Raw genomic sequence first — 25,837 nt, forward strand, 5'->3', positions numbered from 1 at the left:
CTTTAAGAGATCGCAAATACCTTAGAAAACACGGAATTTTACGAATTAATCAATATTGTAGGATATGGCATTCGTTTTTTTTATTTATCTGACTTCAACAAAAAAACCGAACACCTAGCATAAAAAGTGAAGCTCTAAAATTTACACTTTCAGCAGGCGTCCGGCAGCGGAAAAAACATCTAAACAAACAGTTCAACGTAATTGTAAATGAGTTTTATGCTAGTTAATTTGTTTATTTTATTCAATTTTTAATGCTGAATATTTCTTTGTTTTATAAATTATCTGATGCTTAAGGAGATTAATTTTTTTGAAATGATCCTGAAGCCTATTTCTAAACAAAGAATGGGCATCTAGATAAATTTGCTCACAAGCCACATCATCACATTCCTTAATTTTTGAAACTCTATTTTTATAAAATAAACAAGTACGTAGATGAAATTTGTTCTGTCCCATCTGTTCACTAATGTACGTTAATAGTAAATTGATCGAACTTTTTTTAGTTTCCGTTTTTCCTGCATGATGATCTTCCAAATAGGATTTATAAAATACAAGTTCAAAATCGATAATTTGAAGACTTTTAAGCCAGTCATTCGCATACTTTTCCATTGTAGCGACATTATTTTCATCGTTTAGTACTGGTTCATTTTTCATAAAAAAGCTTTAAATATCTAATCTCACTTTTTATCTTTCTGCATTAATGCTTAAGGAAAAATTCCTCTTTGTTGATAAGCAGTTTCAATTCTAGATATAGCGAGCATGTAAGCTGCGGTTCTCCAATCAATCTTTTTTTCTTCAACTTCGCGTTGAATTCGTTTAAAGTTTTCAGTAAGTTTTTTCTGAAGTTTCCCCATACTTTCTTCCAAATCCCATAACTCGCCATTACGGTTTTGAAGCCATTCAAAATAACTTGAGATTACCCCACCTGAATTACAGAAAATGTCCGGAATTATAGTAATATCGTTTCTTAATAAAATAGTTTCACCTTCACTATCTGTTGGACCATTAGCACCTTCCAATATTAGTGCTGCTTTTATTTTTTCAGCGACAACTGCAGTAATTTGATTGCCCAGTGCTGCGGGAATAATTATATCGCATTCTAAACCAAAGAAATCTTCGGGATCAATAGTAAATGCATCAGGATAATCTGCAATAGAACCTTTTCTAGGGTTAGAATGTACCGCTAATCCTTCTACATCGATGCCCTCTTTTTTGTATAAGGTTGCATGAGCATCTTGCACGGCCAATAAACGCGCTCCTTCTTTTACCAGAAAATGAGAAGCCCAATAGCCAACATTACCAAAGCCCTGAACAATAAATGTTTTACCCCCTAAACTTTCGCCTTTATTTTCTAAATAAAGTTTTGCTGAAAGAAATACACCATAGCCAGTTGCTCTATCTCGACCTTCTAGTCCGCCTACGCCTAATGGTTTTCCTGTAACAATATGTCTATTATGAGAACGCTCTGAAGTTGGAATGGTCGACATATAGGTATCTGCAATCCATGCCATTGTTTGGGCGTTAGTATTAATATCGGGAGCAGGAATATCATGTTCGGGTCCTATGTTTTCTCCCAATGCGTAAGTGAATCTACGAGTTATTCGCTCTAGTTCTCCAATGGAATATTTTCTGGGATCTATTTCTATTCCTCCTTTAGCTCCACCAAAGGGCAAACCGGCAAGCGAGGTTTTCCAAGTCATCCACATGGCCAAAGCTCTGGCAGCATCAATATCTACGGTGTCGTGATAACGCAAACCTCCTTTGTAAGGGCCAAGGGCATTGTTATGCTGTACACGATATCCTGTAAAAACTTCTACACTTCCGTCATCCATTTTAACTGGAAAGTGAACTATAATTTCACTATTGGAAATGGAAAGGATCTTTCTAATATTAATATTGAGGTCCATACGGTCTGCCGTTTTATTAAACTGGCTCATTACCGTAGCATGCATTGATTGTTTTTTTGTTTTTTCCTTTTTCATGAGTATTATTTAAAATGTTCACAAAACAACTTTCGGTGGTCCTTCCAGGTACAGTTTGTTTGGTGATCACAATTAAAGCAAAGTCCCTTAAGCATTTCTTGCGGTAAGAGGCTACCTAAAGAACTTTTTGAGGTTAACTTTTTGTTGATAAGATTCGTTTTCATAATAATTGAGCTTCGTCTATACCACAAAGTCAAACGCTATACCCAAAAGAGGAATATTTTAATTGAAATATTTATAATATTGGTTTATAGGTTTTTATATTTCTAAAAAACTTTTGTTTTTTGCCCGATGCTGGGGGTTTTAACCCAGCCGGGTAATAATGCACCGTTTATTACTTTAGTTTATTCCGAAGTGTTTTACGATCTATTTTTAGAATTTCTGCAGCTTGCGTTTTGTTTTGATCGGTATATGCTAACACTTTTAGAATATATTCTTTTTCAATTTCAGCTAAAGAATTAAAAGCTATATCACTAGTATTAATGCTATATTTAAAATGATCTGGAAGTTGCGCAATATTAATTTCATCATCGCTTAAAATTAATGCACGCTGAATAATGTTTTCAAGTTCTCTTACGTTTCCGGGCCAATCGTAATTCTGTAATAATTCTAAGGCCTTTTCACTAAGTCTTGCTCGTTTTCCATATTCCGATCCATATTTTCTTAAAAAATTATTCGCCAGAAATGGAATATCACTTTTATGCGAACGCAGGGGAGGAGTACTTATATTTACCACATTTAAACGATAATAAAGATCTTCTCTAAATTTATCGTTTTGCACCATTTTGAAAAGATCACTATTGGTAGCTGCAATGATGCGAATGTCGATTTTTTTAGCTTCCTGCTCACCGATGCGTTGTATTTGTTTTTCCTGAAGTACTCTTAGCAATCTAGTTTGAACCTTCATAGGAGCATTTCCGATTTCATCTAAAAATATAGTTCCTTTATCGGCAGCCTGAAAAAATCCTTGACGGTTTTCTAAAGCACCCGTGAATGCACCTTTAGTATATCCAAATAATTCTGCTTCGAGCAGATCCTCAGGAATTCCGCCGCAATTAACAGTTATAAAAGGCTGAGCGGCAAATCTTCCTTTATAATGAATCGCTCTTGCAATGAGCTCTTTGCCGGTACCACTTTCTCCTTGGATTAAAACCGTAGCTTTGTTGTCTTTAACCCTTTCTATAAGATCGATAAGTTTTTGCATGGGCTCAGAATTTCCAATAATTCCGGCATAGGAAATACTTTGACCAGCTTGATGTTGGGGAGTTTTTTGTAAGTTTTTAGGTAAAGCTTTGGCTATCGCATTTTTTAATTCTTCTTTGGTAAATGGCTTAATTAGATAATCCATTGCGCCAGATCTCATAGTTTCTAAAGCACCATCTATAGACGGAAATCCTGTGATAACTAGAGCAGGAAGAGCTGGGTAATGGTCGGATACATATTTTAATAATTCTCTTCCATCGATTTGTGGCATTTGCAAATCGGTAACAAGTAAGTCAATCTGACTATATTTTAGAATATTTATAGCTTCCATAACACTGGATGCTTTGTAGGCATGAAAGTTTTGATCTTGAAGTTGCCGTTGAAGCAGTTCTAGCATATCGAAATCGTCATCAACTATCAAGATATTAGCTTTTTTAAATGTCATAGTTAAAGTTATATCGGTAATAAAATCTGAAAGTTACTTCCGGTAGGTATATTTTCTAGTATTTTAATTTCTCCTTGGTGTGCCTTTACAATTCCGTGCACAACGCTTAGTCCTAAACCAGAACCTTCCCCAAGTGGCTTTGTACTATAAAAGGGATGGAATACTTTTTTTCGCAGCGCTTTTGGAATTCCAGGCCCCTGATCTTTAATTTCCATCAGGATATTATTTTTAGTATGGGTAACTGAAATTAGAATAATACTTTTAGGAGGTGAAACGTAGATGGCGTTAATTACTAGATTAAAAATGATTTGGGTAAATTGTACAATATCTAACGGAATAACAATATTATCTTTCTCAATTTCAAAATTACAAGTGATACCTGCTTTTTTGAGATTTGGACCCAATAAAGATAAAGCCTGTTCGATAATAGGTTTTACTTGCTGTGGTTGCTTTTGATGCGGCATTTCACAGGCGAAAAACATCAATTTCTTTACAATTTCTCTAGAATAAATACTTGCCTTGATTATTTTTTCAAGATCATTTATGGTTTGCTCGTCTTGATTATGTTCTTGAATAAGTTCAGCAAACCCCAAGATATTTCCTAAAGGAGTATTCAACTCGTGCGCTATACCGGCGGTTATTTCACCAAGAATGGCTAGGCGGTCGTTATGTTCAGCTTTTCGTCGTACTAATTCTTCTCGTTCTTTAATACTTTCTCGTTCAAAAAAGTCACTAATTTCTATAGCAATTTGATTTAATAACTGCTGTTCTTCCTCCAAGAAATCTTTTTGGTCATAATATTCAGCATTATAATAGACTCTAATTTTTCCCGAATTGGCTTTATGGTCTGATAGTTTACTTTCTTGGAAAATATGATGATTAGGGATAAGAGCAGTTTCAATTTGGAAAGTAGTATACTTTAATTGAACTATAGTAGCTTTAGGATATCGCCAGGCATTTTTGGTGATTTCACAAACTTCTTCTAAGGTCTTTTGGATATCGTTAGAATGCTTCCTTAAAACACTCGATATACTATAAAGGCAAGTTAATTCTTTTACCCTTTCTTTTAAGCGATCTTCAACCGTAAATTCTTTGTTCATTTTGTAATAGTCTATGGGATCAACAGCGATAATCGGGCTATAATTATAATACTATGATCCAAAATTTTAAATTATACCATAAGTTGTTTAAAATCAAAAGTATACTTCTTTTCGCTTGAATTTTACTCTGAGGTGTTTTTACCCGGTGGTACTTTTTTACCCAAAAATATAATTTTTCAGCTTAAAATGTGATTAGTTAACTAGTTATTAATCAGAATTATAAGGAATATCCGGAATTATTTAATTATATCGGTACAAGCTTTGTTTTTGTGATTGCACGTTTAACTATTGGAATTAGCAATTGAAAATCAATTTTTTTAAACAGGTGTATTCATATAGAGAGCTCTGTATTAAAAAGGATTTAAGAGAAATAGCGATGTGGGAGCTTTTTCTTGAAGAAATAAATGATGAATTAGGGGATCTTCTAAAACTTGAAAAAGGAATACTAAATGATCTAAGATTAGCTGGTAATTTACAGGGAATGCGTAGAGAGGTTATTCTATGTACAGCAGGATTATGCAAGTTTGAACAGGAACTTAAGAAAGAACTTGAATATGGAAAAAATGAATACGGAGACCAACATATCAATTTATATGAAATGCATCGTAAGCGATATCTAAGGATTTCTGAAAAATATTTTTTGCTAAAAAAGGATATGCTTAAACGAGTGTTAGAGCGAAAAAAATAAATATTAAAAATGTATATTTTGTCACGATTAAAATTTCTTTTTATTCTTACATTAATTGCTTTTTCAAGTATTCTAATGTTGTGTTGGCTATTTCCGGCGCCAATATTTCAAAATTAGTCTTTTTTAAAAAGGTTTAATAATTGCTTCTCTTAATCCAGGAAAGGACACTTACTAAGAACATTTAATGCCTATTTTGTAGAATCTCTACTTTGCGCTGAATTATTGACTTTGCGTTAGTTCACTATTTTGCTTCTTATGTTACCTAATTTTTAGCTAAATGCTCCTATTCGGACATTGTTCCATAAAAACTATTGATATCCAATTTCTTGATCCGTTTAATTTCTTTTCTATAAGATTTAACTTATTGATTCTTGAGATCTTGTTTCAAATTTAAAACCCAATACACGTATTTAAATGAGCATTTAGAAAAGTCAATTTAAGTACAATCTACTCAATTTTCGATTTTATTCGTTTTTTCAGAAACAAATAAAGGTTTAAATCACTACTATAAATTTCAGGTAATGAATTAGTTGGATTGGATTTTAATAATTTTGTTAAATTTATTATTATTTTTATTTGTACTAATTCTAAATAAAAATATATTTGCAGCCGCAAATCCCTACAATATGCGGTTTCTTATACTATTTTTTCTTCTTAGCTCTACAGTAGTGTTTAGCCAAAAGCGCTTAGCAGGACGAGTAATTAGTGCTGAAAATGATCAACTTTTAGAAGGTGTCCTAATTACCGATGCTAACAGTAATGCTTGGACGGTAACTAATGAGAAAGGTTATTTTTCGCTTAAAATCTTTAATCTCAAAAATTTTGAATTGAATTTTAAGATTCTGGGGAAAAAAGAACAGCAAATCACGCAAGATGATATTAAAGATTTTAATGAAATTCTTACTATTCGTTTAAAAGACGACAACCTAAAATTAGATGATGTAACAGTAACCGCTGTACCGAAACGAAGTAAAGTGGGATCTGCTGTAGTTTTGGGCGATTATGCGGTTAACCAACGGCAATCGTTTAGTTTATCTGATATTTTACAACAATTACCTGGGCAAGAAATACAGCCACCTAATTTTACTAAAACTAAAATTTTAAATTTAAGAACGGCGGGTGAGACAAGGACCAATCAATTCGGCATTTCTTATATGATTGATGGTTTGCAAATTTCTAATGATGAAAATATGCAAACCTATAGTAAAGGAAGTAATAATGGGCTAACCAAGTTAGATAATCCTTCTAATGGTTTAGATTTAAATACCATTCCCGCTTCTAATATTGAAAAAATAGAAGTAATAGCCGGAATACCGGATGCTGAATATGGAAATTTAACAACCGGTTTAATTAAAATAGACCGAAAAGCAGGGGTAAGCCCGTATCGAGTAATGGCTAGTTTGCGCCAAGGGACTACTCAGGTAAGTTTAGATAAAGGATATAATTTAGGAGAAAAAGCCGGAAACTTAAGTTTTTCTATCAATTATTTAAATGCGAATAATAATCCTACCGATCAATTAAATAACTACGATCGGATAACGGCATCTGCTATTTGGACGGTAAATTCTCACGACAAAAAACTTCGAAATTCATTTTCTCTTAATTTTCATGATAATTTAAATGATATCTCTTACGATAAAGAAAATGATACCGGAAAACGAGAAGCTACATTTAAAAAGGATAAAGGAATTCGACTCAGTAACCGTTTATTTTGGAATGCTAATACGTCTATAATCGATAATATCGAATTTAACACCGGATTTTCGTATGCCAAACAACACTCTTATCATCAATCATTTATAAATAACGGAGGACGAGTAGTCCCTACAGCAATGGAAACCAGTTTGTATACGGGTAATTACACCCCCGTTTCTTATTTGTCTGTAAAAGAAGTTTTCGGTCAACCGCTGAATTTAAATGCTAAATTATCTTTTAGAAAATCGCTGAATAGCGAAAAATTAAGTCATAATATATCAGCCGGATTCAATTTTAGTTATAGTGATAATAAAGGTAGAGGTACAGGATTTGATCCTGATAAGGCTTATTCAGATTTTACTTTTAAAAACACAAGTGCAGAAGATGTAGGCTTTAGACCTACTTCGTATAGAAATTTAGTGACTCCACGGAAGAATTACGGATTTTATTTTCAAGATAATAGCACCTATACTTTTGCAAATGGCCACGATTTATTTGCGAATATCGGGGGTACGCTATGATAATCAAAACGGATTTTCAAGCGTTAGCCCGCGTATAAATTTTGGGTATGAATTGTCAAGAAAGTGGAGTATACGAGGTGGTATAGGTTTTGCTTCTAAAGCACCCTCACTTTCACAAATTTTCCCAAGTGATAAATACTACGATTATTTAATTCGGGATATTCGAACCAATGATTATGCATTTAATTTAATACAAACCTATAAAATTGCGATTGACAAATTAGATTTAGAACCTTCTAAAATTTGGAAGTACGAGCTAGGAACTAATTACAATGCCAATTTTGCTAATTTTAGTTTAACCGCTTATTATAACCGAACTTTTGATGGAATTGTTGGGCGCGACCAATTAATAAATTTTGATTATCCTGAAGTCGAATTTATGTATCCCGAAGATAATTCGGCTCCAGATTATCAGGTAACGGGTTATTCCAATCGGGTAGAAACTTATAGTTTACCACAAAATTCTCAAGAAACAACAGATGCCGGGATAGAGTTTTTTGCAACCTTCAATAAAATTGAAGCTATTAATACCTCTTTTAGTTTTTCAGGAAGATATGTATATACAGAGAATAAATCTTTCAACGAAATCATAAACTCTAATTCAGATCAAGCAAATACGGCGGTTCCTTATGGAATTTTTACAAAATATCCTGGTAAGTCTGACGATCTAAAATTACGAGGAACTGCTAGCTATCATTTGTCTGAATTAGGTTTACTAATTTCGTTAACGGCAGAACAGTTTACGCGCAAAACCACATATGCAACTTTGAAATCGACTTATCCCTTTGCTTATATAAATGGGAATGGGGATCGTATCCCTTTAACAGAAGAGAATCGGGAGAATCCGGAGTTTCAAGGTTTACTTCAAAATCCATCTAATTCACGTGATAAAGTCACGCATCTTTATCACAATTTTCATTTAAGACTTACAAAAGAATTTGAAAATAATTTAAGTCTATCGATGTATGTTACCAACTTTTTAAATTATCGACCCCTGGTAGCTACTGGAAATCATGAGAACTTACAAAATGAACCTATAAGTTTTGGAGCACAAATTAATTATCAATTCTAATCTAAATATATAATCAATGAGAAAGTTTTATTTGTTAGGCCTTATTGGGCTGTTATTTTTATCGTGTAGTGACGATGATAATTTTATAAATGTTGTTTCACATCAATTTACCATAGACCTTGGTACAGATGAAGATAATAAACCGGCAGAAGAAGCTACAATTTCTTTAGAAAACGTAGAGGATGGTAAAACTTACAACATAACAACCAATGCTTCAGGAAATGCCACCATAGAAGTAGTTCCTGGAACTTATAATATTAATGTAAGTAAGCAGTATACGGCAGCAGAATATGAAGCATTTTCTGGCAAAGAAGTTACTAACGAAGTAATATTTAATGGAAGTTTATCGAATGTAAGTATTTCAGAAACAAACACAACTACCGAAATTTCTTTAGTGACGGGACAGATTGGAGATTTAGTGTTTAAGCAAATTTATTTTTCGGGTTCTGATGTAAAAAAAGGAGCTTTATTCCGCGACCAGTTTGTAGAAATTCATAATAACTCTAATAAAACCATTTATTTAGATGGATTATATTTTGCGCAAATAAAAGGACAAAGTAGTATTAGTTCCACTGTTAGAGATTATAATTTACCTAATGGGCAATACGATTGGAGCCAGTCCATAAATCAACAAGATCCCGACAATGCAAATACTGCTTATGTATATGCGGAAGAAGTATTACAAATTCCGGGTAGCGGAGAAGAATATCCATTAGCATCAGGACAAAGTGTAATTATTGCAGCTACTGCAGTAAATCATAAAGCTCCATTAAATACAGTAGACAGTGATGGTGAACCGGTAACTTACGAAGTAGAAGATCCATCATTAACGGTAGATTTAAGTCAGGCTCCTTTTGAAGCGTTTTATCAGGATTATTTTGCCTCTACTGGCGGAAATGGAATCGACTCTGATATTGACAATCCAAATTCGATAAATTTAAACATCATTTTTAAAACCTTTAAAGGAGACGATTTAATATTAGATACCAATGGGCGTGAGGCTTTAGTTATTTTTAGAGCTAACCAAGAAGCATATCAACAAATAAACTCAGTACCACTTCCATCTATCAACGATGATAGATTCGACGAAGAAACTTCTACTTACATGCAGGTACCAGTAGAATACGTTTTAGATGGGGTAGAAATACAAAATACAGATCCGGCTAAGCCAAAACCACCAAGATTACCAAATAGTGTGGATGCTGGTGAAATAGCAACAATTAGCGGGAAATTTTCTTCAGAATCGATAATTCGTAAAGTGAAATCTGATAAGGATGGAAAAATATTTTATCAGGATACGAATAACAGTAGTAACGATTTTGAAGTACTAGATAGACCAATTGTAGAAATTACAACCACTTTTTAAATGAAACGGTATCGTTTTTTACGAATATGTATAGTAATGTGTTGTGTAAATATAGGGTGGTTAAACGCTCAGGAATTTACACCGGCGGGAAATACTTTTTTTTCTGATATTTTAACTGCTGAAAAAATTAATCCATTTAATTATTTGTATTTACCGGTAAAAAACTATACCGAAACAGGATTATTCTATACTGCTGAAGGAGGGGGTTTTAAAGATGCTAGAATCCCTTCCGAAATGCAGGATTTTGGTCTACAAACCAATGGGATCTATAAAAATGAAAACGGAATTTTATTTTATGGCGATCTATCGATTACTAAATCATACTACAAAAATTTAAAATGGAATTTAAGTTACCAGCTTCCGGAAAACGGACTTATGGAAGACCCGCATTATTTTGGAGTGGCCAGACCTGGTAATTGGAGTAATCAAGATTACGATATTAATGGAGGAATTTTATTTCCTATAAACGATAAGTGGCACGCTTTAGCTGAGGTTAATTACAATCTCTTCAATAAATATAGGAACGATAGAGACCCTCGTGATCAAATAACCTTTAATGAATTAGTTTTTAATGCAGGGCTTAATTATCAACTTACTGCATATCAGTACGTAAGCCTAAAGGGAAGCTATGGGACTACCGATATAAGCAACAAAACAAATTATACCAATAGCAATGACGATTCACCAAAAAATTATAAACGGTATATTAAGTGGATAACAGGTTATGGCTCATTTTCCAATCCATTTTGGACATCTACCATGCGAAATTATCATCAGGTAGGTATTACTCTTGGATATACACTAGAGTATGAAACGTACAATATAAATTTAGATGTTGGGTATCTTCAGAAAAAACAAGATACCTACAAAAATAGCAATGTAAATAATAAGCATAATGAACAAGATTTTTTTGCTGAATACGAGCCTGAAACCTATTCTTTAGATGGTTTAATATTAAAAAGGCAAACTGAAAATAGTCATTTAAAACTTCAATTTTCTGGATTGCATACTAAAGCAGGTAACACACTTACCAATCAAGGAGGGCAATCTTATTCGGCATCTATTACAAAAGTTAATTTACTTTTTGGGTATTTAGAAACGAAACAAGGAAAATCGGTAACAGATCTTGGTTTAGGTGTCGGTTATACAAATTCAGAACAAAAAGATGTTTTAGAGCAATCTCGTTTAAATTTTTCGTTTGTAAAACCTGAATTTTACGCTATGAAACGAATAGAAATAAACCCGAATTTAGACTTTTTACCAAAAGTAAGTGGACAAGTAAATATTTCTCTAAACCATCAATTTAATTACCCGAATGCATCTTATTTTAATTCGATACAGGATAAAGATTTTTTCGGTTTAACACAAAAGCTTTTTTATGAAGAGGTAACACTTCCAAATAGCGAATTGTTTTCAGCCTCAAACTGGCAAAGTAGTATCGATTTAGGATTGAACTTAAAGTCAATTCAAAATCTGGATACTTATTTTTCTATAAAAGGTTCTTACCAAGAAAGCTTCAGTAATTTGCAGTATTTCAATAATGCTACCCCAAATAGATGGAATTTTTCAGCAAGCTTAAAAGTATATTATTAAATAATGCGACACACGATATTTAAACTTTTCATTTTTTCGATAGTTGTAAGCTTTTTTGGTTTTAAAGCTTACCAGGAATATAATATAGATCGGTTACGTGAGGTTTATAGTAGTGGAGACCCATCTACTTGGCCAGAACCTAGCTTAGATTCTACAATAAATAAGGCTGATTTTAAAGATATAGGAAGTTTACCTGACGTTCAATTTCCAGCAGATAATCCATATTCCGAAGCAAAAAAAGATTTAGGGAAAAGCCTGTTTTTCGATCCGCGATTATCATCAAGCGGACAAATAGCTTGTGCCAGTTGCCATGATTCTGAATTAGGTTGGGGAGATGGAAGAAGGCATAGTTATGGACATGAGAGGAGAGAAGGCCGAAGAAATTCAATGACAATTTTAAACTCAGCTTATGCTGAAACATTATTTTGGGATGGTCGTGCCAGTTCTTTAGAAGATCAGGCGCAATTTCCTATTCAGGATACTTTAGAAATGAATTTCCATATTAATTTGGCATCTGAAGATATCGCAAAAATTGAAGGCTACAAAGCTTTATTTGAAGCCGCCTTTGGAGACAAAACAGCTAGTAAAGAACGCATTCAAAAAGCAATTGCTACCTACGAGCGTACTATTGTAAGCGGGCGCACTCGTTTTGACCGATTTATAAATGGGGAGAGTAAATGTTTTACTGATCAGCAGGTTTTAGGAATGCATCTATTTAGAACCAAAGCTCGATGTATCAACTGCCATAATACCGGCTATTTTTCAGATAATAAATTTCATAATACTGGATTAACGTACTACGGAAGACCTTTTGAAGATTTAGGACGCTATGAAGTTACCGGAAACAAAGAAGATGTAGGGAAATTTAAAACTTCAACTTTACGAGAAATAAGCAGAACCGGTCCTTATATGCATAATGGGTTATTCCAAAATTTATACGGAATTGTAAATTTATATAGCGCCGGAATGCCACAACCAAAACGGAAAGATCATCAGCAGAACGATACATTATTCCCAACAACTTCTCCTATTTTACAGAAATTGAATTTAACTAAAGAAGAAAAGTATGCTCTGGTCGCTTTTCTACGAACATTAGAATCAGTAAATCATCGCGAGACACCACCAGAGCTTCCTGAATAATTTGAGATTCAACAATTTTTTTAAAACAACAAAGCCCCAATTAAGGGGCTTTGTTATTTTAATTAATATTAGTTATTTAATCTATGTGGCCAATGTTAAACAAGCCGTCTCCTTTTTCAATTGGAGGATTAAATGTTTTATAAAGAATCATTCCGTCTACAGGGCAGATTACATCGTTAAGGGGATTTCCAAAAAGATCGGTAGTATAGCCTAATTTCATTCCTTTTTTTACATAATCTCCGCTGGTAAAATCGCTATAGAAAAATCCGGTATCCTGGCTATTTACGGTTGTTCGTTCTCCTATCATTACCGCTGTTTCATTTTTTGGGACTTCAAAGTCCATCATGTTAAGATGCCCCATTACATTCCATAGAGCTTGCTGAATTCTTTGCACAAAATTTTCTTCAACAATCCCCATTCTACCACATTCTATATCTACAGCGGGAATATTTTGTATAAAAGCTTCTCGAGAAGTATACGTTGCTTTGTTATTTAGGCTTTCTTGATTGCCAAATTGCACGATAAATGGAAATCCCATGGCAACTGCAATATCTTTAGCTTTGTTAGAAACTTCAGGTTTATCAAAGTAATTATAGTAACCCGCGTAGGAACGTAGATCGTTATTATAATCACCCGCATGCACATCGATATAAAAATCACAAAAAGGGATTATCTTGTTCGAAATTGTCCACGCAAGACGCTCGGTCATGCTTCCATTTTCCTCGCCTGGGAATACGCGATTTAAATTCTTTTGATCGATTGGATTTACCCGAAATGATCGATTTAAAAAACCTTCAACATTTGCTATATGTACTAAAATAATCGTTCCTGACAAGTTATTAGGATCGATGTCTTTAGCCAATTGTTGTGCAGCTAAAATTGGCACAAATTCGGTGCCGTGTACACCAGCAACAATTCCTAATACAGGACCTTCTTCCTTTCCATGAAATACGGTAACAGGAATTACTGTGCTATCATTAGCAGTGCTAACGGGCAACATAAGTTCGGTTTTACTGCCTGGTTTTATGGTATGTTCCGCGAATTCAAAATTCTTTTGTTGCGCTAAACCAACAGCAGAAATGCTTATAAAGAGTAAAATTAGAACTCTTCTCAACTGGGATTTAATGATATTCATTATGTGAAAATTTAATTGATCATTATTATGCTTCAATAGTAAGCAATATTAAAATACTGTGTCGTTTTATTTTTTAAAAATTAACAAAACCAGCGTGTTATTTCGAAAATTTTCAAAATTTGAAACAGTCTTTACGATTTGAAATACAGATAAAGCGCTGAAACTTTTCAGAAAAAAGATAAAATCTATGCTGATTTTATTCAATATTAATTTCTGAAGAAATCAGCAAAGAGAATGTTATCAGCTCATTCTTTAAGTAAAATAAAGGTTTTTGTTGATCAGTTGAAATTTGGAATCTGCGGAATTTCATCACGAATCAGTTTTCCATTCATAGAAGCTTCTAGTGGAAAAAACTCGATTTTTTCTGAATTAGCGATACCAATATTTCCGAAACCAACCGAAACAATTTCTTCATAAGGCGGTAACTTGAAATCAAGATTACTTAGTTTCCATGATTTCGTCTTCGTATTGAAATGATAGATTTTCAAATCTGAATTATCTACAACTCCAATTGAGGCTATGCCTAAAGGATCTAGCATTAGCGGCACAATTGTAACATTTTCGGGAAGATCAAAATCGCTGATTTTATCATCAATTTTTGTCCACACACCATCTTTCACATTGTAAAACCTGATCTTTTTATTCTGAATAACACCAATTGTTCCTAAACCAACTGAAATCACTTTTTGCTGTTTCTTTAGTTGGAAATCGGGAGCGGTGTCTGGTGCCCAATTTCCTTTATCATTCACAGAATAAAATGAAATGTTTTGATCTTTGATCACTCCAATTTCTCCAATGCCTACAAAAAGAAGATCATCATTTTTCGGAATTTTAAAATCTGGAAGGTCACATGGTTTCCACGCATTCTCTTCAACTTCATAAAATTGAATAGTCTTATTCTTTATGAGACCTAAAGTTCCCCATCTTAAAACGCAAAAATTAGTGCTAGAAGAGATTTGCAGAGATTTACAACCAAGTATAAATGAGAAAAGAACAATACTTAGCGATGCTATTTTTAAAGCGTTTTTCATAATTATAAAGCGGAGATATTTGAATTTGAAGGCTGATTTGTTGAAAATACAAGACTACAATTTTTTACAGAAGAATATCTTAGTCAGTTAAAAAAGTCTGGATATATTTAAGTTTTTAAAATTAAGTTTATTTTTACTCCAATTAGAATTTGTAACCACCTTAGAACATCATATTAAATGAAGAAAATTGTACTTACCATAGCTGCATTATCCAGCTTATTAAGTTGTAAACAAACAAACGAAGAAGCCCAGGCAAAATTGCATTCACCGCAAGACACTCAATATTTTTCGGTTTCAGGAAGAACAGATCAAAGGGATTCTTCTTTAGTAATGATTAGTCCGGCCTCTAAAGTTACTTTTAAAAATACTACAGAAGATACCATCGTAGTGTATTCTAAAACCGACGATCCTAAGCAACACGCATTTTGGGCGGTTGCAGTAAATGGTGAATATAAAGGTAAAACCATTGTAGAAGGCGACACAATAAATTCGCTACAGATCCCTGTTAGCAAAAGTGATACTTTAATAGAAGTGTACAAAGCTACAGAAGCCAGTACAGGAAATTTAGTGCTAAGCGGTATTAAAGCTAAAAACTTAGCAAAAGCGCCTACTAAACCGGAAGCTAAAATTGAATTTATAGGGAACTCGATTACCTCTGGGTTTGGAAATGATAATAAAGAGTATCCATGTGACGAAGGTGGTTGGTTCGATTCGCATAATGCGTATTATTCTTATGCTACGATAGCAGCAAATCGATTGGACGCCGATTTCGTATTGTCTTCAATTTCTGGTTGGGGAATGTATAGAAATTGGGACGTTCCGGGACCAACAGTGCCCGATGTTTATGACAATCTTTATCTTAATGAGGATAGCTCAAAAAGTTATACTTCCAAAGATTTTAATCCAGATTTAATTAGTATCAATTTAGGAACTAACGATTTATCAGAAGGTGATGGTAAACATGAACGTTTACCGTTTAGCGAAGATGATTACGTTGGCGCTTATATAAAATTTGTTCAGCATTTAATCGACACCAGAGATAATCCTGAAATTGCCATTTTGGACAGCCCAATGGTATCTGGAGGGCGCGAAGAAATTTTACATAGATGCTTAGATAGCGTAGCTAGTTATTTTGAAGGAGAAGGAAAGGAAATTCATGTTTTTGATTTTGAACCGATTCCTGAGACTGGTTGTGGTGCGCACCCTTCTATTGAAGAAGATAAAATGATGGCAGATCAAATTGTACCATTTTACCAAGAAATTTTAGATTCTAAGAAGTAATTCTTCTGAAGAAATTAAACTAAAAAAGCCAGAACTGTTTACGGTTCTGGCTTTTTTTATACAAGCTTGTTGAAGATTTATTTACTGAAAATTATCTCAGATTTATCAAATTTGAAGTATTACACTTCCATATTCATTTGACGGTTTTCTTTTTCGGCTTTTTTATCTTTCTGCGTACCAATTGCAACGCCTATGGCTAAACCAACTGGAATACCAAGTCCTAAATATGCCATATTATCTATGGCTAAGCCAAAAGCAGTTCCCAACGGAATACCAATTGCAGAGATACCTATCGCAACCCATGTATTTCTATAATAGTTTTTAGGAACCAGCTTCAAATCTTTTTCTATGATCTGCAGCATTTTTAACTGACTTTTACGTATCTGATTTTTTAGCTTTTTAATCGGCGCCTCGTTTGTTTTATCAATTTCAAGGTTAAGTTTTTCAATAACAGGATTGGTAAGTTCTTGTTGTTTAATTACTTCAATAAAGCCCATAAATTGCGAAAAAGTCTTATAAGCTTTCTTGTTTTGTGCAATATCAGCTCTTGGCTTTATACTTTTTAATTCCATAAGAACTACATTTAATTTTGGGCAAAAATAGAAGAATTAATTTCCGAATTTGGATTTTCTATATTTTTTGAAATTCATAATTAGTATGAATAGCTATAGAAAATTAAATATTCGCAGTCATCTCTAATTTTCAAGACTTGTTTTCTTTTTGATGCCGCGATGCTCGATGATTTTTGCAAGACCAATTGCTACTAAAACAGAAATGCAAGCAGTAGTACCTAAGGCGCCTCCAAATCCATTGAAAAATTTACCCGTATTGAGATAAATAATGCTAAAAATTAGTCCCGAAATGGCTACGTAAAACCATTTCGAAATGATATTAATAGAAACCATACCAACAAAAGACGCACCTATAAAAACAAGCGGAATGTGCTTAGTAAGATAGTCAGAAACTACATTCGGAAAAAGATAGAAAAATAATCCAACGATCAAGGAAGGTAGCGCAGAAGCTCTAACTGCTCCTTTTGCTTTATGATTATTGATAAACCAGGTAAGCAGGCTTCCAAAGATTCCGGTTAACGTTAAAAGGATTGTTTCCATTAGAACAAAAGATAAATTAATAGTGAAGATAGCGCTACGCCACCAAATGCTATGGTGCCTAATTTGCCGCCAAATCCATTAAAAACATTTTTTGCTGAAATAAATAGCACACCAGTTAAAAAGCAACTAAAAATAATGAAGGAGTATCCTGAAGAAACACTAGGCGCCGTCATCCCAACAAAAGCGCCGCAATAAAGCGGAACCGGAGTTCTCTTTAGCCATTCTGAGCTCTTTGAGATAGAAGGCAAATAAGAAGCAACAGTTCCCGTAAAACCTGCAGCGATTACCGCTCCAAATTCTAAATCGGTACTAATAAAATAGGTGATTAAACCACCTAAACTCACATAAACAATATCCTGAAGGTCCTCTAGAAAATGCTCTTCCTCTTGTATGCTTTTATGATAGTATGCGTAAGTTATAAATAAGCTGGAACAAAGTACTCCTAATATTAGCCAAAGATTATTAACCTTTTCAAACAAAACGGAAGTAAGGAATGCAAGGTGACACCCGATGAATAAAAAGAAAGCAATTGCTTTTAAAATCTTGTTCAAGACTAAATTTTCCACAAAGGTATTGAGATAAAACTAAAATCAAAATTGAAAAGAATTTCGATAGCTATTAATAGAGGAATAATTCTAATTTTAATGTCGATGATAGTCTGATTTCAAGACTGCCTGAATTCAAAGTTTGATAAGTCCAAGGAAATTAAGAATGTTGTTTATCATAAGCAGTGATGAAATTTTGAACAATTTTTTTAGAACGTTCAACTAATTCCTCAACATTACTAGATTTACCAGAGATTTTAAATTTGAAATTATCATATTTAATTTCACCTTCTTTTTTGTTTTCTGGGTTAATAAAAGCCATCGAAAAATCAAAAGTATCGTTATCTGGATTTTCTCTAATCATTTCCAAAACAGTACTCCATTTGAAATTTCGAAGTTCCTCAATATTGTCTGTTTCTACTTCGAAAGAAGTGATTCCGCTGCTAGTATTCGAAACTTTCTCTTGAGCTATTGTCTGAAGAGAAAAGGTAAGCAATAATGTAAAAAGTAGAAGTTTAAAGTTCATTTTGATTGGTTTGAGATTAATAATAATATTCTAACTGTGTTGAATCTTTATAAAAATAAGCTTTTTTTTTATACGACTTATTTTTAGTGGTTTATCTTTTTAAGATATTCATTGTTATTATTTCTTCGTTAGCTTTTTACAGTCTAAATATTGTATTCTATCTCACTTGCTAGAAATCGATAAAAAAAACTCCTGAATGTCAAAAAATCAAAAGATGATTTCAAAATTCATTTAAGTTATGGATGTAGATAGTAAATCCTTTTCTCTTTTTTTTATAACTAAGTAATCTTAATAATTAAAAAATTGTGAAATGAGAAAGGCTTTATAGACGCAACCAAATCATATTTTATTCATCTTCAAATTAACTAGTAAATAAGAATACTACATCTGATCATTTAATTTGAAATGCTATGGGAACACTGTTTGGTAATGAGTCTAGCTGCTTGAAGAAGGTTTTCTTGGAAACCCACAACATTCAAAATTTGCATTCTGGTTTTGGACAATTCAATTTGAATTTAGCTAAATCTCTAAGTGATGAGAGCGAATTTTTAACCGAGCACGAGGTCACCTTAAACTGTAATAACACCGATGCAAAAAGGGAAATCGGAAAAAACTTACGATATAATACGTATCATCAGATTACAAGATATCCGTTTTTCCGCATAAAGCGTAAGTTTAATTTGTGGCATTCGGTTAATCAGAACACTAAGATCGAACCGTTTTCAGATCAGATTCCTTATTTACTTACTATTCATGATATAAATTTTATGGAGGAGGACAACGGGAAACGATTGGATACCCGAATCCAGCTCTTTAAAGAAAAGCTAAATAGAAGTACTGCTCTGGTTTATATTTCAGAGTTTACTAAACATCAGACTCACCAATATTTTGATGTTCCAAAAGTGCCAGAATATGTTATTTATAATGGCAATCCAATAACTAACAACAGCTTATCCATAACCGATATGGCTGCTAAAAAGAATGAATCCCTAAGACCTTTTATATTTTGCATAGGACATGTAGATGAAAAAAAGAATTTTCATACTCTGGTCGAGATGATCAAACACTTAAAAGGTATCAATCTGATTATCGCGGGAGGCGCAAAAAGTGAATATGCTGAAAAGTTGAAATTGAAAATAAAAAAAGACAAATTAGAAAATAGAGTTTTTCTAGCCGGGCATATAAGTGAAGTAGATAAGATTTTCTATTATAAAAACTGTATGGCATTTGCTTTTCCGTCTTTGCGAGAAGGCTTTGGATTACCGGTAATCGAAGCAATGACGTTTGGTAAACCTGTTTTTCTTTCCAACCTTTCTTCTCTGCCTGAAATAGGAGGGCAGCACTCCTTTTATTGGGAAAACTTCGATCCTAAATATATGGCAAATCTCTTTGAAGAGGGAATGTCGAAATACGAAGATGATCAAGAAAAATATAGCTCAATTTATGCTGAACGTGCCAAAAGTTTCTCCTGGACAAAAGCGGCGAAAGAATACATTGAAGTGTATAAAAGTATTCTTGAAGCATCCCCAATTTAGAAACCTTATGTACTTACTTAACTTTCAATGAAAAATTTTAAACGATTTCTGAAATACCTTATTCCGTATAGAAATTATCAGATACTAAGTATTGTTTTCAATATTTTATATGCGCTTTTTTCTTCCTTATCAATGCTCTCCTTATTACCTATGATAAAGGTGTTGTTTGAAGATGGAGAGAAATTAACCGTAAAGCCGGTTTACCAAGGAATTCGAGATTTTGATCTTCATTATTTTGAAGATTACCTTAATTATTTTATTACAACTACCCAGATTTCTAAAGGACCGCTATTCACCTTAATTATTGTCGTAGGCTTTGTATTGAGTACATTTTTACTGAAAAATCTGTTCAACTATCTTTCAATTTTATACATGACGTATTTAAATAACGGAATTTTAAAAGATCTAAGACAGGATGTTTATAATAAAGTTATAGGCTTAAACGTAGGTTTTTTCTCTAATGAACGAAAGGGAGATCTTATCGCTAGAATGACTTCTGATATAAATACCATTAAAGTTTCTTTTATGAGTGTTTTAATGATGATTAGAGAACCCCTAACAATCTTATTTACGCTGATAGGAATGATAGCAATAAGTTGGAAATTAACCATTTTCGTTTTCTTTTTTATTCCTATTTCCGGGTTTCTTATTACTAAAATTACTAAAGGAATAAAAAGTCAGTCGGGGAATATTTTTGCAATGGAAGGGGAGCTTTTATCGAATATTGAAGAAACTTTGGGCGGAATAAAAATCATCAAAAACTTCAATTCTGAAAGTTTCTTTTCTAAAAAGTTTTTTGATTTTACAGACAATATAAACAACCTGAATAATTCTATTGGTAAAACAATGAGTCTTGCTGCGCCGGCCAGTGAATTTCTAGGAATTTTTGCAATTTCGATTTTGCTAATTTATGGCGGTTCTCTTGTTTTGGTCGATCAGTCTTTAAGCGGAGGTGCATTTATTGCTTATATGGGATTGGCTTATCAAATTTTAACTCCGGCTAAAGCGATTACCAAAGCAAACCATGCATTGCAAGGTGGAAATGCTGCTTACGAAAGAGTCGCTTTGATCTTGGATGCAGTAGATCCATTAGAAGAAAAACCGGATGCGAAGGTTATCACAGGTTTTAATAAAGAAATAAAATTTACGAACGTTTCCTTTAAATATAAAGAAGACTATGTTTTAAAAAACTTCAATCTAACGGTACCCAAAGGTAAAGTCGTGGCCTTGGTAGGAGAATCGGGCAGTGGAAAATCAACATTAGCTAATTTACTGACGCGTTTTTATGATGTTACCGAGGGCAGCATAACATTTGATGGTGTTGATATCAAAGAAGTAACTGCAGCTTCGCTAAGAGATCAAATGGGGATTGTTGCTCAGGATTCTATATTATTTAATGATACTATAGCCAATAATATTTCTCTGGGAATTGAAGAGCCTGAAGAAAGTAAAATTATTGAATCTGCAAAAATTGCGAACGCTCATAATTTTATAAGTTCTTTTCCTAAGGGCTATCAATATTGTGTGGGCGATGGCGGATATCAATTGTCGGGAGGGCAAAGACAACGAATAGCAATTGCGAGAGCAGTAATGAAAAATCCCCCAATTATGATTCTCGATGAAGCTACTTCAGCCTTAGATACCGAATCAGAAAAACTTGTTCAGGATGCGTTGGAGAATATGATGGAAAATAGAACCTCTATCGTCATTGCACATCGACTTTCCACAATTCAGAATGCAGATTTAATTGTAGTGATGAAAAACGGATTGATTATAGAAAAAGGAACACATCATGAACTTTTAGCACAAAATGGGACTTATAAAAATCTTGTTTTTCTCCAATCATTACATACCGCGCCTGTTTTAGTTGATTAATATGAATACAAAAAATAAAGGTTTAAACATCATCGGTTATACAAATGGTGAGTTTGGGTTAGGGGAAGCAGTTCGATTAAATATTGAAGCAGCCAAAAGTCAGGCAATACCACTTCATTTGATCGATTATGAAAAGATCAAGAAAAATCCAGAACGTGCTGTGGAGTTTCAATATTCGGTAAATTTAGTACAAATTTCTTTGAGAGATTTGGATAACTTCTTTAGAATTATAGATCCCGAATTATTCAAATTTCGATACACCATTTTGTTCCTAATGTGGGAATCTGAATATTTGCCACCAGAGCATGCCGAGAATCTTAGTTTATTCAACGAGATTTGGACGGCCTCTTCTTTCTGCAAAAATATATTTAAAAAAGTTTACAATAATCCGATAACGATCGTTCCGCATCCGGTAGCTTTTAAACTAAATGGTATCGGTAAGGATAGCGTACGTAGTTTTTTCGATCCTAAAAAGTTTAGTTTTCTATTCGTTTTTAGTTATCACAGTTCTATGGAAAGGAAGAACCCCATGTTTCTGCTCGATGCGTTTACCAAAGCATTTTCTAAAGCCGATCCTGTAGAACTGGTAATTAAAACCGTAGGAGCAGCATCCTTTAAAAAGGATAGCAGCCAATTAATACAAACAGCAGCGCAACACAAAAACGTAAAAATTTATGATATAGATTTAAATAAAGATGGAATAAATCATTTAATAAATGATTGTGACTGTTATGTTTCTATGCATCATTCAGAAGGTTTTGGTTTAACCCTTGCCGAAGCTATGTATTTAGGAAAGCCAACCATAGCGACAAACTATTCTGGGAATACGCAATTTATGAATGCTGAAAATAGTTTTTTGGTAGATTATAAACTGGGATCAATTCAGAATGCAGATAAGAATTTTTGCGAGAGTACCGTTTGGGGACATCCTCTTTTGGAAGATGCAATTGAAAAACTAAGAGAAGCTTACTTTGATAAATTCAGCAGGGATCATAAAGCAACTAGCGCAAAATCTTATGTAGAAAACAAACTTTCCTTTAAAAACGTAGGCCAAATTATCAAAAATCGACTTGAGATTATTTATACACTAAGTGGAGATCTTATTTCGAACCAAAATGCATATTTGCTAAATCAACTGCAGTATACAAAAGCTGAAAATGCACATCTCAAAAGAGAAATAAAACGAATGAAGAAAAATTTAATTATCCGATTTGTGCTATTTCTAAAAAATCAAACAAGGTTGATCAAAAATAAATGGAGCGCAGTTTAAAGTTGAAAAGTTTAAAATAAAATTGCCTAATTTAAATGAAAAGCTAAATATTACTTTTCGTTAAAATTGAGTTTTCAGTGGTTTGTAAATCGTTTAATAATTCAGCAATTATAGATCCTATAGCATCATGCCGTTCTTCGGCTTTATCCATAAATTGTATTTTACTCCATCCTCTTACATCACAAACGAAAAGTCCGTTTGCATCTTTAATGGATTGTCCGTTCTTCTCGTAATTGACCGGAAAATTAATCGTATCCAGCACTGCTTTTTTTTCTTCTGAAATCATTGTCATTTTTTTTCAAAATTAATCTCAAAGTAGCTTCACAAGGTTAGCTGAATTTTAAATTGAAGTGTTTTTACATTAAACAATGGTTAGCAAGATTTACAATTTGTTTAGTTTATCTTTTAAGATGATTTTGTTCAAACTCATCTTAAAATTGAAAATATTAAAGTTCTTAAAACTCTAGCTCTTGCGATTCATGTAATAACTTTTAATAGCTTAAAAATCTATATTTTTGTAATGTATATGAGAAGCAATGAGAGATCGCGATAGAATAAAATATTATACAAAGTCCGAAGAACGGCTAAATGTGATTTCGCATGCTTCAGGTTTGCTACTAAGTATTTTAGGCTTTATTCTACTTATCATCAAGTCGGCTGAGCTAGGCGGAACAATATTAAAAATAAGTTATTGGATTTTTGGGAGTAGTATGGTCATTCTTTATACGGCTTCTACACTTTATCATAGCGTTAGAGAACGCAAACTTCGATATAGACTCAATATTTTAGATCATGCTTCTATCTATATTCTTATTGCTGGAACGTATACACCATTTGCGCTTGTAACTTTGGAAGGATTGGTGGGTTGGATCATATTTGGTGTTATTTGGGCGCTTGCCGTAACCGGAGTTATACTGAAGTTATTTTTCACCGGTAGATTTCAAACCTTGAGTACGATTATGTACGTAGCAATGGGATGGATTATTGTTTTCGCGGTAAAACCTCTACTTGATAATCTTTCTGGAGATGGTTTATTTTGGCTTTTTTCTGGTGGAATTTCTTATACCATTGGAGCCATAATTTTTAGTATCGATCGATTAAAATTCAACCATGCGATTTTTCATTTCTTCGTATTGTTCGGTACATTTTGCCATTTTTTGGCTATTTATTATCATGTGATTCCTAATTAGTGAACATCAGATTTTCAATCTTTGTTGAATTAAAAAGCAAAAAATAACGGGACAAAACCATACAATTAAAGTTTCATCCCGTTTTTCAATCCAAACAACTTAAACCATCTTTAGTCCTTCAGGAGTATTCCAAAAAGGTACAATATTTTTAGTCCATTATTTTCTTCTGAATCTTTTCAATAGCATTTTGTATGCTTTTATCGGGTTCGATAATATTACTACTTCCCCAAAAGTTAACATCAGCAAATCCATCAATATCATCTACCATAACAATAGCAGGTTTTATAAAGTCTTTATTTTCAGCAATAATAATATTTGATTTTTCCCATTCTGTAATAGCCATTTCACTATGAACTTTGTAGCGAGAATTGAAGATTTTATGTTTCCAGTTTACTACAAATTCCAGATCTGCTTTTCCGTAGCTATAAAACCATTTTCCATCTTTTTCACGATAGTCTACTTGATATTGGATGTTATCTGGATGTACTTTTACACCGTTCGGTTTTTTGCTGGTAAACATTCTGCTTGCTACCCTGCGATTATCGGTATTTAAACTATAAACCGCTTTTACCAGAGTAAAACTTTCACTGTCTATAAAAAGTTTACCAAAGTACCATGGTCTGTCTCTTTCATTTTGTTTGAAATCTACTACATGAAGACTGCGAGCGCCAATTTTAGTAGGCTTGTTATAGGTAAAACTGTACACCTCTAATTTATCTACATCAAAAAGAAATTGAGGATACTTCATCACATCAATATAGAGTGCATTAAAAGGGCCGCCGCGTAATTTTAAAGCAACCGTATCAAGACGTTTGTAATCGGTGCTTTTTCTTGCTTTTAAAATAGAAATATCATCATCCTTGCTAGAAAGATAAGGCTGTTTATGTAGTTCAGTCACCGCTTCAGATAAAGAAATATTTCGGTTTCCTTTTTTAATAGTTTCCCGATAGAATGCGGTCATCAAGGCTTCGTCGCTTACATAGTTTGCATCACGATTATACATCATTTTTCTAACCAATCCTGTGGCGTCACCTTTTGTATAAACACTCACTTCGTCTAATTCCTGTACGCTTTCCTGCATTGCGATGATCACATCAGCACGTTTAAAATAATCTAGCTGAAGCTCTTTAGTTTGGTAACCAAGTGCCGAAATACTAATTAAGGCATCTGTCATATCTTTAGGAAGTTTTAAAGAAAACTCTCCATCTGAATTTGAAATTGTCGAAATTGTAGTGCCTTTTACATTAATATGCGCCGATTGAATTGGATCTTCCGTAGCTGCATTTATTACCTGTCCTTTAAAAGATTGATAAGGATCGTTATTTTCTGATGGTAGGCTTTTCGCCATAACCGGACTCACCATTAGGAAAGTCAGTAACCAAACAGAAAAACAAAAACCTAGTAGAGTATTAATTTTTGCTTTCATTGCTGTAAGGTTTTAATTAAGAACTTGTTAAGTATCTTTAAATATATTAATAAATACTTAATGGAAAGCGCTTAAAATGTTAAATTAATAACTAAAACCTTTTAACAGT

The 25,837-nt window shown here is 33.3% G+C and carries 23 protein-coding genes; 11 read left to right on the top strand and 12 right to left on the bottom strand.

The features are described 5' to 3' along the window. Window positions 1–237 precede the first annotated feature (237 nt). The 4 genes from QWY91_RS01250 to QWY91_RS01265 all read right to left on the bottom strand — a co-directional run bounded on the left by QWY91_RS01250 (window position 238) and on the right by QWY91_RS01265 (window position 4,727). Entirely contained in the window at window positions 238–651 is a 414-nt protein-coding gene (locus QWY91_RS01250; protein ID WP_290230920.1) for a hypothetical protein, read from the bottom strand. Window positions 652–701: 50 nt separating this feature from the next. Beyond that, window positions 702–1,979 carry a Glu/Leu/Phe/Val family dehydrogenase gene (locus QWY91_RS01255; RefSeq protein ID WP_290230921.1) on the bottom strand — a complete coding sequence of 426 codons (1,278 nt, stop codon included), beginning with the start codon at window positions 1,977–1,979 and terminating at the stop codon, window positions 702–704. A gap of 334 nt (window positions 1,980–2,313) precedes the next feature. After that, complete coding sequence (locus tag QWY91_RS01260) at window positions 2,314–3,627, bottom strand: sigma-54-dependent transcriptional regulator (RefSeq protein ID WP_290230923.1); 1,314 nt, start codon at window positions 3,625–3,627, stop codon at window positions 2,314–2,316. An 8-nt stretch (window positions 3,628–3,635) separates the two neighbouring features. Continuing rightward, window positions 3,636–4,727: a sensor histidine kinase gene (locus QWY91_RS01265; RefSeq protein WP_290230925.1), complete on the bottom strand. Its 1,092-nt coding sequence runs from the start codon at window positions 4,725–4,727 to the stop codon at window positions 3,636–3,638. A 325-nt stretch (window positions 4,728–5,052) separates the two neighbouring features. On the opposite strand from QWY91_RS01265, the gene QWY91_RS01270 reads away from it, so the two are divergent. From QWY91_RS01270 to QWY91_RS01295, 6 genes are all read left to right on the top strand, one after another. After that, on the top strand, window positions 5,053–5,415 hold the full coding sequence (locus tag QWY91_RS01270) for a hypothetical protein (RefSeq protein WP_290230928.1): 363 nt from the start codon (window positions 5,053–5,055) through the stop codon (window positions 5,413–5,415). A gap of 626 nt (window positions 5,416–6,041) precedes the next feature. Then, the gene (locus QWY91_RS01275; protein ID WP_290230930.1) at window positions 6,042–7,631 is read left to right on the top strand and encodes a carboxypeptidase-like regulatory domain-containing protein; all 1,590 of its coding nucleotides are present in this window, start codon (window positions 6,042–6,044) and stop codon (window positions 7,629–7,631) included. Next, window positions 7,591–8,703, top strand: coding sequence for a TonB-dependent receptor domain-containing protein (locus QWY91_RS01280; protein ID WP_290230932.1), 1,113 nt, complete (start codon window positions 7,591–7,593; stop codon window positions 8,701–8,703). The genes QWY91_RS01275 and QWY91_RS01280 overlap by 41 nt, the downstream gene beginning before the upstream one ends. Before the next feature lie 16 nt (window positions 8,704–8,719). After that, window positions 8,720–10,069 (top strand): DUF4876 domain-containing protein, encoded by a 1,350-nt coding sequence (locus QWY91_RS01285; RefSeq protein WP_290230934.1) that lies wholly within the window; start codon window positions 8,720–8,722, stop codon window positions 10,067–10,069. Next, on the top strand, window positions 10,070–11,662 hold the full coding sequence (locus QWY91_RS01290) for a DUF6850 family outer membrane beta-barrel protein (protein WP_290230936.1): 1,593 nt from the start codon (window positions 10,070–10,072) through the stop codon (window positions 11,660–11,662). Window positions 11,663–11,665: 3 nt separating this feature from the next. Beyond that, window positions 11,666–12,802, top strand: a complete 1,137-nt coding sequence (locus tag QWY91_RS01295; protein ID WP_290230938.1) for a cytochrome-c peroxidase — start codon at window positions 11,666–11,668, stop codon at window positions 12,800–12,802. A 76-nt stretch (window positions 12,803–12,878) separates the two neighbouring features. Here QWY91_RS01295 and QWY91_RS01300 read toward each other — a convergent pair whose 3' ends face one another. Continuing rightward, entirely contained in the window at window positions 12,879–13,937 is a 1,059-nt protein-coding gene (locus tag QWY91_RS01300) for a succinylglutamate desuccinylase/aspartoacylase family protein (RefSeq protein ID WP_290230941.1), read from the bottom strand. Window positions 13,938–14,215: 278 nt separating this feature from the next. Further along, window positions 14,216–14,968, bottom strand: a complete 753-nt coding sequence (locus tag QWY91_RS01305) for a hypothetical protein (RefSeq protein ID WP_290230942.1) — start codon at window positions 14,966–14,968, stop codon at window positions 14,216–14,218. A gap of 177 nt (window positions 14,969–15,145) precedes the next feature. On the opposite strand from QWY91_RS01305, the gene QWY91_RS01310 reads away from it, so the two are divergent. After that, on the top strand, window positions 15,146–16,249 hold the full coding sequence (locus QWY91_RS01310; protein WP_290230944.1) for an SGNH/GDSL hydrolase family protein: 1,104 nt from the start codon (window positions 15,146–15,148) through the stop codon (window positions 16,247–16,249). 119 nt (window positions 16,250–16,368) lie between these two features. Here QWY91_RS01310 and QWY91_RS01315 read toward each other — a convergent pair whose 3' ends face one another. The 4 genes from QWY91_RS01315 to QWY91_RS01330 all read right to left on the bottom strand — a co-directional run bounded on the left by QWY91_RS01315 (window position 16,369) and on the right by QWY91_RS01330 (window position 18,432). Further along, a complete protein-coding gene (locus QWY91_RS01315) occupies window positions 16,369–16,821 on the bottom strand; it encodes a glycine zipper domain-containing protein (RefSeq protein WP_290230946.1) in 453 nt (150 codons plus the stop codon). A gap of 123 nt (window positions 16,822–16,944) precedes the next feature. After that, on the bottom strand, window positions 16,945–17,361 hold the full coding sequence (locus QWY91_RS01320) for a hypothetical protein (protein ID WP_290230948.1): 417 nt from the start codon (window positions 17,359–17,361) through the stop codon (window positions 16,945–16,947). Further along, the gene (locus QWY91_RS01325) at window positions 17,361–17,912 is read right to left on the bottom strand and encodes a hypothetical protein (RefSeq protein ID WP_290230950.1); all 552 of its coding nucleotides are present in this window, start codon (window positions 17,910–17,912) and stop codon (window positions 17,361–17,363) included. The genes QWY91_RS01320 and QWY91_RS01325 overlap by 1 nt, the downstream gene beginning before the upstream one ends. A gap of 154 nt (window positions 17,913–18,066) precedes the next feature. After that, window positions 18,067–18,432 (bottom strand): hypothetical protein, encoded by a 366-nt coding sequence (locus tag QWY91_RS01330; RefSeq protein WP_290230952.1) that lies wholly within the window; start codon window positions 18,430–18,432, stop codon window positions 18,067–18,069. A 410-nt stretch (window positions 18,433–18,842) separates the two neighbouring features. On the opposite strand from QWY91_RS01330, the gene QWY91_RS01335 reads away from it, so the two are divergent. The 3 genes from QWY91_RS01335 to QWY91_RS01345 are packed head-to-tail and all read left to right on the top strand — an operon-like array spanning window position 18,843 to window position 23,112. Next, a complete protein-coding gene (locus QWY91_RS01335) occupies window positions 18,843–19,967 on the top strand; it encodes a glycosyltransferase family 4 protein (RefSeq protein ID WP_290230954.1) in 1,125 nt (374 codons plus the stop codon). Between the two features lie 27 nt (window positions 19,968–19,994). Next, window positions 19,995–21,842: an ABC transporter ATP-binding protein gene (locus QWY91_RS01340; protein WP_290230955.1), complete on the top strand. Its 1,848-nt coding sequence runs from the start codon at window positions 19,995–19,997 to the stop codon at window positions 21,840–21,842. Between the two features lies 1 nt (window position 21,843). Further along, entirely contained in the window at window positions 21,844–23,112 is a 1,269-nt protein-coding gene (locus tag QWY91_RS01345) for a glycosyltransferase (RefSeq protein ID WP_290230957.1), read from the top strand. Between the two features lie 43 nt (window positions 23,113–23,155). Here QWY91_RS01345 and QWY91_RS01350 read toward each other — a convergent pair whose 3' ends face one another. Beyond that, complete coding sequence (locus tag QWY91_RS01350) at window positions 23,156–23,398, bottom strand: hypothetical protein (RefSeq protein WP_290230959.1); 243 nt, start codon at window positions 23,396–23,398, stop codon at window positions 23,156–23,158. 250 nt (window positions 23,399–23,648) lie between these two features. Between QWY91_RS01350 and trhA the strand changes: the two genes are divergently transcribed. Next, a complete protein-coding gene (gene trhA, locus QWY91_RS01355; RefSeq protein ID WP_290230961.1) occupies window positions 23,649–24,302 on the top strand; it encodes a PAQR family membrane homeostasis protein TrhA in 654 nt (217 codons plus the stop codon). A gap of 148 nt (window positions 24,303–24,450) precedes the next feature. Here the strand turns inward: trhA and QWY91_RS01360 are convergent, their stop codons facing one another. After that, window positions 24,451–25,728, bottom strand: coding sequence for a carboxypeptidase-like regulatory domain-containing protein (locus QWY91_RS01360; RefSeq protein WP_290230963.1), 1,278 nt, complete (start codon window positions 25,726–25,728; stop codon window positions 24,451–24,453). Window positions 25,729–25,837: the final 109 nt, after the last annotated feature.

The organism is Zunongwangia endophytica, from assembly GCF_030409505.1.
GTDB lineage: Bacteria > Bacteroidota > Bacteroidia > Flavobacteriales > Flavobacteriaceae > Zunongwangia > Zunongwangia endophytica.